This window comes from Brevibacillus sp. HD3.3A (assembly GCF_013284375.2).
GTDB lineage: Bacteria > Bacillota > Bacilli > Brevibacillales > Brevibacillaceae > Brevibacillus > Brevibacillus parabrevis.
This window is the reverse complement of record NZ_CP085874.1, coordinates 5,912,751-5,926,177: the sequence shown is the minus strand read 5'-3', so window position 1 is coordinate 5,926,177 and position 13,427 is coordinate 5,912,751. Positions and strand designations below refer to the sequence as shown.

At 52.6% G+C, this 13,427-nt stretch carries 9 protein-coding genes; 5 read left to right on the top strand and 4 right to left on the bottom strand.

Annotated elements, in window-relative coordinates; genetic code table 11:
• Window positions 1-91 precede the first annotated feature (91 nt).
• From HP435_RS27635 to HP435_RS27620, 4 genes are all read right to left on the bottom strand, one after another.
• Window positions 92-724: a LysE family translocator gene (locus HP435_RS27635; RefSeq protein WP_122962408.1), complete on the bottom strand. Its 633-nt coding sequence runs from the start codon at window positions 722-724 to the stop codon at window positions 92-94.
• A gap of 162 nt (window positions 725-886) precedes the next feature.
• Window positions 887-2,659, bottom strand: coding sequence for an SH3 domain-containing protein (locus HP435_RS27630; protein WP_173600081.1), 1,773 nt, complete (start codon window positions 2,657-2,659; stop codon window positions 887-889).
• Between the two features lie 14 nt (window positions 2,660-2,673).
• Entirely contained in the window at window positions 2,674-3,609 is a 936-nt protein-coding gene (locus HP435_RS27625; RefSeq protein ID WP_173600082.1) for a hypothetical protein, read from the bottom strand.
• Window positions 3,606-3,755, bottom strand: a complete 150-nt coding sequence (locus HP435_RS27620; protein ID WP_007778284.1) for a hypothetical protein — start codon at window positions 3,753-3,755, stop codon at window positions 3,606-3,608. The genes HP435_RS27625 and HP435_RS27620 overlap by 4 nt, the downstream gene beginning before the upstream one ends.
• 182 nt (window positions 3,756-3,937) lie before the next feature.
• Here HP435_RS27620 and HP435_RS27615 point away from each other — a divergent pair, with 182 nt between their 5' ends.
• The 5 genes from HP435_RS27615 to HP435_RS27595 are packed head-to-tail and all read left to right on the top strand — an operon-like array spanning window position 3,938 to window position 13,417.
• Window positions 3,938-5,731, top strand: coding sequence for a vWA domain-containing protein (locus tag HP435_RS27615; RefSeq protein WP_122962410.1), 1,794 nt, complete (start codon window positions 3,938-3,940; stop codon window positions 5,729-5,731).
• A gap of 13 nt (window positions 5,732-5,744) precedes the next feature.
• Window positions 5,745-9,128, top strand: coding sequence for a tubulin-like doman-containing protein (locus HP435_RS27610; protein WP_173600083.1), 3,384 nt, complete (start codon window positions 5,745-5,747; stop codon window positions 9,126-9,128).
• Between the two features lie 13 nt (window positions 9,129-9,141).
• Window positions 9,142-11,490 carry a hypothetical protein gene (locus tag HP435_RS27605; protein ID WP_173600084.1) on the top strand — a complete coding sequence of 783 codons (2,349 nt, stop codon included), beginning with the start codon at window positions 9,142-9,144 and terminating at the stop codon, window positions 11,488-11,490.
• The gene (locus tag HP435_RS27600) at window positions 11,487-12,764 is read left to right on the top strand and encodes a vWA domain-containing protein (protein WP_122962413.1); all 1,278 of its coding nucleotides are present in this window, start codon (window positions 11,487-11,489) and stop codon (window positions 12,762-12,764) included. The genes HP435_RS27605 and HP435_RS27600 overlap by 4 nt, the downstream gene beginning before the upstream one ends.
• 17 nt (window positions 12,765-12,781) lie before the next feature.
• Window positions 12,782-13,417, top strand: a complete 636-nt coding sequence (locus HP435_RS27595) for a beta-mannanase (RefSeq protein ID WP_122962414.1) — start codon at window positions 12,782-12,784, stop codon at window positions 13,415-13,417.
• The last annotated feature ends 10 nt before the right edge of the window (window positions 13,418-13,427 follow it).

Genomic DNA, 13,427 nt, shown 5'->3' with positions numbered 1-13,427 from the left:
TATACAAATTCTCTACAGCACAAAAAAGCCGGGCGGAGAAAGGCTCCAGCCCGACTTGGCAGTTGGTTTTGTTAGCAAAAAACATTCACTTTTACGGAGTAGCTTTAGCACGCAGCAAGTTCAGTCCCATCCCGATGAAGACAACTCCTGTGAGCTTGTTCAATACCACAGAAATCTTCGGATTGCTGCGCAATTTCGCGGTGGCAAATGACGCGAAAAGCGCGATGATGCTGCACCAGATTCCGCCTGTTACGGTAAAAGTCAGGCCAAGCAGGAGAAAAGGCAGCGCCCCGGCGTCTGACGTACTGACAAACTGCGGAAGGAAGGCAATGAAAAACAAAGCAACCTTCGGATTGGTCAGACTGGTGAGAACACCTTGCCAATACACTTTCTCGGTGTTGGCGTGCTGCGTGGCGGCACGATCCATCGACAGAGGCTCTTTGGTCAGGAACATGCGAACGCCGAGATAGACAAGATAGGCGACGCCGAGAATTTTAACGATGGTAAAAAGCAAAAGCGACTGCGCCAAAAGCATGGACAAACCAAAGGCTGCGAGCAGCGTGTGGATCAGCGAGCCCGTCAATATCCCGAACACAGACTGGATTCCCGCCCGTCGTCCCTGGGCAATGCTGCGCGAAATAATGTACATCGTGTCAGTGCCGGGGATCAGATTTAACATGATTGCTGTGAGCAAGAACGCTTCATAATGAACGATGCCAAACATGGTGGGTCTCCTCGCTGTTTCCAAAAGTGAACAAAGAACTAAGGAGCAATTATAGAATAATCTGATTGTGGATTCAACGGAAAAAATAGAAAGCTCCCACCGCATTACAGAGCGTGCGATGGAAGCTGTTTCTTTTTCGATAGGCGAGGCACTGGCACTTCCTTACGGAGAGGGAGCGGAGTCAGGCTTTCCGGCGGGAATCCACCCGTCTTTTCCGTCAAACTCAATCCGATACCAGCCGTTCATCTCCTCGACAGGCTGAGGCGGCGCGTCTTTTGCCACTTGACCGATGACCGGATACTCTTGGCCTGGCCCTGCATGCACCTGGATGATCTGGGACGAAGAGCTGTTATCCGTTTGTTCACCCTCACTCGCGCCCTGATCGACCGACGAAGCATCATCAGGCTCGCTAGTCCCGGAGTCCGGGCTGTCCGGGAGCATGTCTGCCAGCTTGGAAATATATTCGAGGCCATCCCTGGTCAATTTGAACAAGGCGTATTCTTTCTCGCCTTTGCCGACCGCATTTTTCAAAACGACATGCTCGCGATCTTCCACGCCGAAATCATCTGCCTCTGCGAAAAACACCCGTGTCAACTTTTCCGCGGACAACTCCGGCAGCAGTCCGACATAGGCAAATGGGCGTTCTTTTCCGGCCGATTGCACGAAAATCAACGGAGCTTTCTCCGCTCCAAGCTCACTCGCCAGCTTGGCGGTAGCCGATTTCATGTCGACTTCGAGCGGCTGCTCCAAATAGAGCAGGGAGTCATTTGGCATTTTCGCTGCCAGATAGAGACGCTGGTCTGCTTCCACGAGTCCGAAAGCGTAGAGCTTGGCTCCCCACAGCTCAGTGCCGGAGATGATTTTGGTAAAAAGCTTGTCCGGATATTTCGCTTCCAGCATGTGGCCGGGCTCGTAATCGAGCCAGCGATTCTCTACTTCGCTCACCAGCGTGCTGATATCCTGCAACGGATTCAGTTGCTGATACAGCTCAATCGCTTTTTGAAACTTGTGCGCTTTGACCAATTGCTCGGCCTGCTTGAAGTAGGCTTCCACTTGCTTGCTGATCGCTTCGAGCGTCGGCGAATCGGTGGGGAGGACATCCCCGATTTTGCGGTACGCCTCAGCCATGTCGACGAAGGCGGCAAGGTCTTGCTTGCGAATCGCTTCTCTCAATTCGTCCTTCGCGTATTTTTCCAACCGGGTAAGCAGCCAGCTTGCATCGACACCTTGCTGCGTGTAGTGGCGCAAGCTCGACGCTGTTCGCGTGATTACTTCGTCAAAAGAGGCATTGGCAATCAAAGCACGCAGCTTCGCTTTTTCATAGTCGGCAAAAAGCGCGAGCAGCTCGTCCTGTTTCGCCTGTTTTCCACCGTAATACTCGTCAGGAATGGCGATCAGCGTGTCGATAAAGGACTCGTCCCGATAGCTTTGCTTCTCCAGATTTTCCTTGGACTGCGCCTTCGCCTGTTGCAGCGCCTGCTGATAGTAGTCGGCCAACTTTTTCTCCAGGTTGATCTGCGCAGTGAACTGCTGAAAAAAGGCAGAGGCTGTGCCAGCCGTGCCGTTGTACTTTTCCCGCATCGTCTGGTAAATCCGATAGGCAGCAAGCACGTTCTCGTCCTGCTTACCCATTATGGCCGTCTGCAATTTTTGCTGAAGCTCCTCCAGCTCACGGCGCATGGCGCTCAACCGGGTCATGACAACAGTCCACTCTTCGTCTCCGTATGATAGCGTCGCCATGTCGCTGGCACGGGCAAAGCTTTCCTCGGCTTGAAGCAATTGATTGGCGTCATAAAACGACTTCGCCTGATCGTACAGCGCAATCTGCCTGTAGCCGAGCGCCAATTTGACGCAGACAGCGACAAGTGCGAGCGAAAACAGGACGAGCGCTGCATTTCGGACAAAGAGCGATTTTTGATAGGAGGATATTTTCATCAAAGGCTGCTCCCTCACAATACTCCTTTAAAGTCAGGGTCAAATGCAAAATGAGTATCCACCCTGTTTTTAGCAAAATGGTATAATTGTTCCCAGTTCTCGTTGCGATGGTCCCTGATCATTTTGACGAGTCGCAGCAGTCGCTCACGCGGCAAATAATCGATAAACTCGATGATCAAATCTTGATACTCTTCCACATACGCTCTCATCCGCAGCGCCGCACCAGCCACTTGTCCAATCAGTTGCTCGCCGTTTTCGAGCAGCAAAATTTGCGCTTTGTAGCGCCTGACATAATCGAGCACCGCTTTTTTGACGAGCGATGGCTGTACTTTGACTACTTCACGCAAATATTCCATAAAGTCTTTGTCATAAGTCGATGGGATGAGAGTTTCCAGCTCAAGCTCCATGTCTTTTCGCAGCACAAAATGGTTCAGAAACATGATTTTGCGAATTTTAATCGTATCAGAGTCAACGAAGTAGCCGATTTCCCGTGTTTTTTCGTAGGCTTCCTTGATCTGTCCTGCTTTGACGTCAGCGCCTACTTGTTCCAGGTGGTAGAGAAACGATTTTTTCAGAGCTTCTTCCTCCTGGCTGAAAAAGGTTTGCAGTTGAGCGTCCTTTTCATAAGAGCCGTACTTTTTTTGGATAACGAAAAACAGGCAGACAAAAAGCAGACCAACGCCTATGGCAATGGCGATCTCCGTCAGAGTCGTGGCACAGAGAATCGCGAGGCAGACGAACAAGCCCAGAAGCAAAAAGCGTGTCTGAACATACCGGCGAGTCACGGCAGCAGATACTTCCCGCACAGGAGTGTACGCTCGTCCGCATGTCTCGCAGTGCGTATCCCAAAGCACGTGGTAAGTATGGCATCGCTTGCAGGCCTGGATTCGTTCAAAAGCGTGCTTTGTTTTGCGGGTTTTCCGGAATTGGACACCGATTCGTTTTTTCATGGCTGATTCCTCTTCTCGTTTAACAAGCGATGCAGATGCTGGTCGATTTCGGCTGCCGAGAGATTGCGCCGTTTCAGTCGCAGCAGCTTGAAAAAGCGCACTGCCAGCAGCAAAAAAGCGGCAAAGAGAAGAAAGTAAGTTAACATAAAAATTCTCCCTCATGAAAGTGTCGAAATCTGTAACAAAGAATCACGTCGTATCGTATTACGAGTAGGAGGACAAGCAATTATCTACTACTTTTTCACTACTCTTCAATCTAGTGGTAATAGTGTCACAGTCTTTCTTCGTTTGCAATAGTGCTTAAATTCTGTATGCAAGAGGGGTTCCCATGAAAAAGTTACGTTTTGGCATGTGGTATCGATACGCGCTGTGTCTCATGTTTCTGTTTGTCACAGTCATCTGGAGCGCTCATCCCGGCTACGCGCAAACCGTCGGAAACAACATGGACGCTGTACTGGTCGTCGATGTCAGCAATTCGATGACACAAAGCGACAAAAACAAGGTAAGCAATGAAGCAATGAAAATGTTCGTCGACATGACGTCCATTCAGGCGAACAAAATCGGTGTCGTTTCGTATACCGACAAAATCGAGCGTGAAAAAGCGCTGATTCAAGTTAATTCCGAGGAAGACAAGAAGGACATCAAAGCGTTCATCGACAGTCTGCAAAAAGGAGCGTACACCGATATTTCCGTAGGAGTGACGGAGGCGGTGAAAATTCTCGATGCAGGGCATGATCCGGCAAATGCGCCGATCATTGTCTTGCTGGCGGACGGCAACAACTTTTTGAACAAGGCTTCTGGCAGGACGCAGTCCCAATCGGATCAGGAGCTGCAAGAGGCAGTGAAAGCGGCAAAAGCGAAGGGCTATCCGATTTACACCATCGGGCTGAATGCGGATGGACAGCTCAACCGGACGACCTTGCAGCAAATTGCTACAGAGACGAATGGTAAATTTTTCGAAACAAGCACAGCGGACAAGCTCCCGCAAATATTGAGTGAAATTTTTGCCAATCATTTGAAGCTGAAAGTCGTTCCGGTGAAAAGTTTCACGGCGAACGGCCAAACCCAGGAAGTCCCGATTTCCATTCCAAACGCAAGCGTCATGGAAGCAAACATTTCCATCATGTCTGGAAAAGCAGTAGAAGTGAAGCTGTTCGATCCAAGCGGCAAACAAGTGCCGATCCCGTCTAATGAAGTGCGTTTGTCCAAGTCGAACGCGTACACCATGCTCAAGCTGGTGAAGCCGCAGCAGGGAGACTGGAAGCTGCAAGTAAAAGGCGTGCCAAAGGAAAAAATCGACATCAACCTGATCTTCAACTACGACTTGCAGCTTGCGGCGGAGCCAATCAAGGCAACCAGCTTCAAGGCAGGGGATGTTGTTCCGATCAAGGCAGCACTGGAGTCCAACGGCCAAAAGCTTGCCAGCCCGGATTTGTACAAGCCGATGAAGGCTACGTTGATCGTGACGGACAAGACAGATAACAAGACGAGCGAGCAGGCTTTGCAGAACACGGGAAGCGGGTTTGAAGGAAGCTTCACCATTCCGGCCGACCATTCGTACGAACTGAAAATCAAGGCGGAAGACAGCAGTTTTTATCGCGAGACGAAGCCGATTGCGATTGATGCAGCAAAGACAGGCACGGGAGCAACGACACAGCAGCCGACTACGACCAGCCCAGCCGCAGAGTCGAAACCATTTCCGTGGCTGACCGTACTAGGAGGTGCAGGGGTTCTTCTCCTGCTGGTTGGCGGCGGCTTGTACGCCTGGGCAATCTGGCGCAAGGCCAACAAAGGCTTCGCGGGACAGATCGCGATCGAGATCGTGGACGAGGATACCGGAGAGAAATCCAGTCCGCAGTACAAAAAACTGAGCGCGTTCAAGGGAAAAGTGAAGCTGCACCAACTGCTGCAACTCGCACCGGAGTTTGCGGAGACTGACAAAGTCATCTTTTTGCCCGGAAAAAATGACACGCTGATCATCGAAAATCGCTCCACCTGCCGGATCGAAAAGGCAGGGCGCGTGCTCGACGTCAGCCGGGGCAAGGAACTGAAGAAGAACGACCGCATCAAAATTTCATTAACGAATGTCAACAAGTCCGTTTTTGTAGACTACATCGTCTAGGAGTGGATCAAACATGAAAGCAGTAGTGAGAGAGCATATCCAACAATTGGACGTATCGCTTGGCGGCGGTATCGTCAGTGACAAAATACGTGTAGACACCATCGACAACCCGATGCTCGTCATCGGTCTGGGTGGTACAGGCATCGATGCGCTGCTGCGCTTGAAGTACCAGGTGAACAGACGCTTCAAGCTGCCGGTAGACGCGCTTTCGAAAAAGCGCAAGGAGAAGCCGGACAATATCGAATTTATCGCGTTTGAGACGAACGAGCACGACCGCAACAAAAAGTACAAAGGCATCGGGCTCGATCCGGTGACCGAGTTTGTGCTTTTGTCCAACCCGGAAATCGGCGGCGTGCTGCAAAACCGCAGCATTTTGGAGCCGTACATCACGGACTGGCTCTCGCCGGAGCTGACGATTACGGACGGGATCAGCGGTGCGTCCGGTGTGCGCCAGGCAGGACGACTGCTGCTGTTCACGAAAATCACGCAAGTCGTGCAAACGATCGAGAAAAAAATCAAAATGCTTTGCGAGGGCACGAACAAAAAGCTGACGGTCTTCCTGTTGAGCGGTCTGTCCGGCGGAACGGGCAGCGGCTGTTTCCTCGATATCGCCTACATCGTGCGCGGGATTTTGGAGCGGGATTTCGGCAGTGCGGGAGTGGACAAGGTCAACACGCTCGGCTATCTGTTTACGCCGGACGTCAACCTGTCGAACAAAAGCCTTAGCTCGCACACGCGCGACTACATCATGAAAAACGGCTACGCGGCTCTGAAAGAGCTTGATTACTGGATGAATGCGGACGAGCGCCAGGAGCGTTTCCGTCAGCAATACGGCAGTGTCCTGACCGTCCAGTCGCCGATGCCGCCGTTCAACCTGTGCCACTTGATTTCGGCGACCAACCTTGAGGGCAAAGCGCTGGAAAACGCCTACGATTACTGCATGAACGTCACCGCCGAGAACATTACGAACTTCATGGCGAGCGAAGAAAAGCGCTCAGGCGAAGAATTTGCGATTCACGACTACATCAGCAACATCCGTACGAACATCAACCAGATGCCAAAATCGTACGCGGCCAACTACCAATACAACGTCATCGGCGCTTCCTCCGCTGTTTTGCCGATTGAGGAAATGACGACGTATCTCGCATACCGCCTGTTCAAAAAGATGGAGAAAATGTTCCAGGTCGCTCCGACGCAAGAGGATGCGGAGAAATTCGCCCGCAAGCTCGGCATTGATATCGATTCGATTTCCCGCAAATTCGAAGAGCGGGTGCCGGAGCCGTTGCCAGGCTATGAGAACAGCGAACGGCTGAACTACAGCAACGTCATTTCGCAGCAAGTCGTGAGCATCGATCATGAGCTGGAACAAGGCTACCTGGCAAAAGCGCGGGAAGCGTACATCAAATGCAAAAAGCAGACGCCTGGCGAAATGATCGGCGTGTTCGGAGAAATGATTACCCGTGTTTTCCTGCATCCGCAGCAAGGGCCGTTTTACGCGTCCCGCCTGATTCATTCGGACAAAGGCTTTTGCCTGATGAAAATGATCCTCTCTTACGTGGAGAGCCTGAAAGCGACGCTGGAAAGCTACCCGCGGGAGATTGAGGGGGCGCGCGAGAACGCCAACGAAAAGCTCGGCGATGCGAGAAGCGCCTTTATCTCCAAGGAGAAAAAGAAAAACAGCTACATCGAAGCGAAAATTAACGAGTACCAGCTTTTGGCCGATCAGGAGAAGCTGGAGCAAATGATCGAGTTTTACGAAGAGCTGCACCGTTTGCTGAATGCGGAAAACAATCGCATTTACAACGTGTTCACAGAGATTTTGAACGCGCTCAACCTGATTTTTGAGCAAAACGGAGACATTTTGATCAACGGCGGGGAAGAGAGTGACCGCACAGGCAACAAAACGTACTACTGGAACATCGTCAGTGTGCCGGACATTGCCAAAGTAGTCGGGAACATTTTGGAGCAAAAGGATGCGGAGGACCTGATCCGCGACTTCACGAGCGAGCTGCTCCGCCATTCCGACAAGTGGGTCAAAGAGCAGGAGCTGGATATCGTCAGCTCGATCTCGGAGTTCCTCTCGGAGAAATTCGGCGAGCTGATTACGAAGTCGATGGAAGAGTTCCTCGTGATCAAATACGGGCAGGACGAGACGCTTGACCGCATCGTGGAGCGCAAAATCGCCAGCAAGCTGGACGAAGAAGCGATTCCGGTCTTCCACCTGAGCAACAATCTCGGCAACATGCACTTCCCTTCCTGGGGCTTCGTCTCTGTTCCGTTAAAAGCGCCGTCGATCTTGAAAGGAATCCGCAACTACCAGGACACAGCCATCAGCGGTTCGCGGTTCACGGTAAAAGAAAGCGAAGTCAAAAACCGGATTTTCTGGCTGAATACGAAAAACGGAGTTCCGCTGTTTGCCTACACGCCGCTGAAAGTGTACGAAGAAAGCTATGAGCGCACGATTCTCGACCGGGAAGGCATTGGCCGCCACCTCGTGCAGACCGAAAAGAACAACTGGGCGTACCTCCCGTCGCCAATCCCGGAAAAATCGTGGGGAGACACTTATCAAAACGACCGGATCAGAGCCTACAACGCAAAAGTGCGGGAACTGTTTGACCGCGGACTGCGCTACGGCAGCATCCGGGAAAAAGGCGACGACAGCAAGACGAGCAACCGCTATGAGTGCGTCGTGACCAAACCGTTCTCCGTCGCCGCTTTTCTGGACAAGCATCAGGGAGGCAACGCCAAGCTGAGTCCCGGCGAGATCAAGCGAGCATTGGCTGAGCTGAAAGGCTTCATGAGAGACGGCCTTCCGGCAGAAACGGTGCGGGATATTTTCGGCAGCATCAACGAAGAGCTGGCGAAGGAAAACTTGATTCGCTCGCCGCAACTGATTCGCCTGTTGGAAGAAGAAGACCGCAAATACGCGGAAATCGAAGCGAAAATCCAGGAGCTGGAGCAAATCGTCAACGCCATCCAGGGCGAGGAAGAGATTTTGACCCGCTATATCGAGGCGCTCTACACAGGCACGATTTGCAAGCGCGGAGCCTTGTACGTCTACGACAAGGACGAAGAAGAGGAAGCGTGGGACCCGTTCGTCAACTTGATGAAGGTGAACAAGCACGTGGAATTTGCCATCTATGAAAAATTCCGCGCGCTCGACCACAAAAGCATGGCGACCCTCCAGCGCAAAGCGACAAAGCGCAGCGACGCGTTTGTGACGGCAGAAAATACCGAGCAGCTGCTGAATAAGCTGGACGAGATTGCAACGGCGTTCCAGGCTGTGAAAAACGATCTGGAGTACGACCGCGACGAGTATGTGAATGGCGAAGAGATGTACCAGTTCTACAAAAAAGTTTGGGCAAAAGTAAACGACATGCGCAAAACGCTGCAATAAGCAAGGAGGAAGCATGAGGGATTTGATTAACGAGTTCGCGACCCAATACGTGGAAGATTTGCAAAGACAGCTGGATAGCGGGTACGGACAGCGGAGCATTCAAAACCCCGTGCTGTTCCTCTTCGTCGGGGACAAGTGCGTGGAGGCGCTGCGAGCTGTCTGTGCGAGCAATGAGCGTGACTGGCAGAACAGCCGCGGCGTTCTCTACGTCCATGCTTATCAGGAGCAGACGTGGGAGCACCCGCAAGTGCTTGGTTGTCGTTTGCCCAAAGCCGATGTCGACAAAAAGACGATGCGTTCCTCCGTTCACGAACGCTTTTTGCAAGACGAAGCAGGGAAGGTAGAGCTGAACAAGCTCATGAAGCTGGCGAGCGTGCGCGTTGCCGAGATGGGCAAGCTGTTTTCGGCCTTTCAGCAAGTAAATATCGCTGTCGTGACCCGGGCCGATGATCCCGCTGCCATTCTTTTGCCCGAGCTGACATTGCTTCTGAAAAGCTACTTGAATGAGCTGTTCAAAAACGTGTCTGCTGATCTGTATGTTTTGTTGCAAGAGCGAAACAACGGGGAGGCATTCGGCTTTTCCTCGGCGCTCTCGGTCAGCTTTTTGGAAGAGCTGAACCATTATCAAAGCAGCGATTTCCGCTATCGGTCGCGTCTGCTTGTGACGGAAGATCTCGTCAAGCTGCCCGTCGAGCACGAGCGGGCGCCGTTGTTCTCGATTGCCTATCTGCTCAGTGACAAGACGGAGCAAGGCTTGTTTATCGAGGGCGGCATGCAGGAAAATTACGAGCTGGTCAGCAAGCTGGTGCTTTTGAACAACAAAAAGGCAGAACATGAGTTCAGCGAAGGCAACGAGGGCTACAGCAAGCTGCAATTCATTCGCAATATGGCAGGAGACGGCTCTGCGACCAGGTTTGCCACAGCAGGCTTGTCCAAAGTGAAGCGGCCGACGCATGCGATCGCGCTGACCGTGCTTGCGGCTGTGTTTGACCGCTATTGGGAGCAGTTGAGAGAGGGCGAGCTTGTTCCGAAAACAAAGGCGCGGGAAAAGCTGGGGCTGTCAGCGCATGAGCTGGAGCGCAAAATGGCGGCGATTTTGCCTGATCCACACGTGCTGGAGGAAATGTCGGGGCTGATGACGTCGGGGATCAGCTATGGGGAGCTGGCAGGCATGACGATGCGCGAAGCGGAGCTGGCGCTGTTCGACGGCAGCAGCCAAGCCTTTTTTGAAGCGAATATCGCTTCCGGCGCGAAGGCCAGGCTGGAGCGGATGCTTGCGCAAGAGCCTTTGGCGGATGTAATTCAGGATCAGGTCGTGGCAGATGAGCGCTTCGGCTTGTATGCCGCCTACCAGCTGACAGCGGAACTGGCCAACGGAGCGAATTTGCAGGACGAGCTGCGAACGGGAATCAGGGAAGCTGCCCGTCAGGTAGAGTTGATCCGTGCCGAGCTGAACGAGATTTATCAGCAGCGGGTCGATCGCCAGGACATTCGGTTAGGCGGTTTTTTCACCCGGGACAAGGAGCGCGTCCGTACGTTTACGCGCCATCTGCTGCAAGTCGTCTATGACAAGAAGCTGGAACTGCTGGAATGGGAGCTTTTGCTTGCCATGCTGGTTGACTACGAGCGACAGGCAGAGGCGATTCACAGGCAGATCGGGGAACAGGTCGAGCAACTGGAAGGGTTGCAAAGGCAACTGCGGGAGATCGCCCAGGCAAGCGTTCGGGAAGCGACCGATTACTTGGGGAAAAACGTGGACGAGTATTACGAGTCCGTCGTCCGCGACACGATGCGCTCGCTGGAAGCAGCAAAAGGCAGCGGATTTTACATGGAGCAGCGCTACATCGGCAGTGGCGCTCTTTTGTTCCAAAACCGGATAGCCGGTCTGGTGGAGCGTTTGTGCCAGTTTTGCCGCAACGAGATTTTGACCCGCTCGCCGTTTGCCCTGTCTTTTGAAGCAGAGCTGCTTGCGCGGGCCAATGTGGGAGCTGCTTACGATAACCGGACAGTCCTGACCCGTGACGATTTGTTTTTGGACTTGTCGCAAGTGCTGGAACAGCGGGCAGCGGTTCATATCGAAGTGTTTCATTTCTTGCAAAAGCACCGTTACGAGGAAAAGTATTTGTTCGCGGATATTCACAACGACTTCGTCCAGTACGTGCTGCGTCAGGATGAAGGCAACAGAACCTACAAGCAAGGTTGCATCCACGAAGAGCAAAAAAGCGGGATAGAAAAAATGAACCTGATGGGTGGATTCGGCGTGGAGGATTTGATGTTTTACCGCAACAACAAGAAGTACCACTCCTCCTATGAGGAGAGCGGCTTTGTATTTGGCCGCGTGGGAGAGGAGGGAACGTCATGAGTCAGAGGAAGCTGAGCCTGCTCATGGTTGTTTGCAGTCTGGTGGGCGGCGTCATCGGTTTTTTTGTAGGAGAAGTAATTCTGGAGCGTCTGGCTGGCGAGATGGCGCACTGGCTGTTAATTGGACTTTATTTTGGTCAATATGCTTTTTTCGTAGGGTTGATGTGCCTGCTCGCAGAAATGATCTCGCCGCGTTTGAACGGATTGGGCTGGAAGCAGCGCTATCTGGGCTTTTCCTGGAAAATGCTCGTGCCGAGCACCTTTGTCATGGTAGGTGTCGTGGCGATGCTGCTCCAATTGCTGTACGGCTCGTCTTTTCAAGTATCGAGCGGAGCGAACAACATCGTCATGCTGCTGGACACCTCTGGCAGCATGCAGCAGTCTGACCCGGACAACCAGCTGTTCAAGGCTGCTGCGGACATGGTGCAAAAAATGGACAGCGACATGAAGATTGCTGTCGTCACGTTTAACGATCAGACACAAGTGTTGCAGCCGCTCGTAGCACTGAGCAGCCAGGCAACCAAGGACGATGTCGTGCAAAAGCTGTTGAATTTTCCCCGCACAGATGGGGGAACGAGCATCGATCTGGCGTTGAAGGCGGGCCTTGACCAGCTTCTCGCGGCCCAGCAAGTCGAGAACAGCACGGTTGTGCTGATGTCGGACGGATACACCAGCCTGGATATTCCTGCTGCACTGGCGCCTTTCAAGCAGCATCAGGTGATCGTCCATACGGTCGGAATGAGCCAGATGGACGCGGACGGTACGCGTCTTTTGGAGCAAATTGCCGCTGAAACCGGGGGCCGTTATTTCAACGTCGAGCACGCTGACGAAATGACGGGCATCTTCGGCCAGATTTACGATATGAGCAGACAAGATCGCAATCTCGTTCTCGAACGGACGGGAGCAACCGCACAAAGCACGGTGTACGCGATTTTGCGCGTGGTCAGCTTGCTGATCATCGGCGGTTTGCTCGGCTTGGCTTTGGGACTGATTTTTGACAATCGTCATTTGGCGAAAAGCTTTATTATTGGCGGCGCGGTGTCCGGCCTGCTGGCGGGGCTTGTACTGGAAATGGGGCTGTCCTCGATTTACTTGCTGGATGTCGTGGTGCGCCTGATCGCCTGCGCCGTACTTGCCGTCATTTTGACGCTGTTTACGCTGTTCATACCGGCTGCGGCCAGTGGCGGCTCGTCTTTTCAACGGCGGAGAATGGCGACACAGCAAAGCCCGCGCGCTTTGGGAGCAAGAGGCGAGAGCAAGCGGTTTGATCTGTAAAGGGAGCATGATGAACGATGATCAATCGGGAGGAAACAACGGAAGCCTTGATCAAAAACGTCACGTGCCAGCAGCAGGGGAGTGACTTCGTGCTGAACTGGCATTGGGGGCAAGACGTCCCTTGCGTCTATGTGCACAAGTCTTTGTTCGGCGCGCCGTTTGATGTCAGCTTGATCGAAGCGCACGAATGGAAGCTGTACACGCGCGAGGAGTACAAGGTGCACAAAGGGCTGTGTGAAAAGGCGGATGGCATCGGCAGGTACACGTATCGCATCTTTCCTTGCCGCCTGGAAAACGGCAAGCCGATCCTGCTTGTTCCGCAAGGTGACGCTCATGTGATTCATGTCAGTACGGGGAAGGCAAAAATCTACTACTCATTCAAGCGCAGCGGTAGCTGGTTTCGCAAGCAGCAAGCCTTGCAAATCCGGATTTTTTCGGAGATACCGATTGCCAAAGACGTTTTGTGCTATGTGAAAAAGGAAGGCTCTCCACCTGCTCACAAGGATGACGGAATGCAGTACCCGTTTATTCGGGATTTGGCTCCAGGGGTTAATCTGCTGCCAGAAATCGAGGTCAGGAAAACGGACGTCATCCGCCTCTTTTTTACGGACGGGAAAAAATACGGGGAAATGTACGAACTGATTCCTGAATAGGAGGATGAAG

Coding starts and splice junctions, on each gene's coding strand:
- HP435_RS27625 (WP_173600082.1), bottom strand. CDS start 3,609: ATGAAAAAACGAATCGGTGTCCAATTCCGGAAAACCCGCAAAACAAAG.
- HP435_RS27610 (WP_173600083.1), top strand. CDS start 5,745: ATGAAAGCAGTAGTGAGAGAGCATATCCAACAATTGGACGTATCGCTT.
- HP435_RS27620 (WP_007778284.1), bottom strand. CDS start 3,755: ATGTTAACTTACTTTCTTCTCTTTGCCGCTTTTTTGCTGCTGGCAGTG.
- HP435_RS27615 (WP_122962410.1), top strand. CDS start 3,938: ATGAAAAAGTTACGTTTTGGCATGTGGTATCGATACGCGCTGTGTCTC.
- HP435_RS27605 (WP_173600084.1), top strand. CDS start 9,142: ATGAGGGATTTGATTAACGAGTTCGCGACCCAATACGTGGAAGATTTG.
- HP435_RS27595 (WP_122962414.1), top strand. CDS start 12,782: ATGATCAATCGGGAGGAAACAACGGAAGCCTTGATCAAAAACGTCACG.
- HP435_RS27600 (WP_122962413.1), top strand. CDS start 11,487: ATGAGTCAGAGGAAGCTGAGCCTGCTCATGGTTGTTTGCAGTCTGGTG.
- HP435_RS27630 (WP_173600081.1), bottom strand. CDS start 2,659: ATGAAAATATCCTCCTATCAAAAATCGCTCTTTGTCCGAAATGCAGCG.
- HP435_RS27635 (WP_122962408.1), bottom strand. CDS start 724: ATGTTTGGCATCGTTCATTATGAAGCGTTCTTGCTCACAGCAATCATG.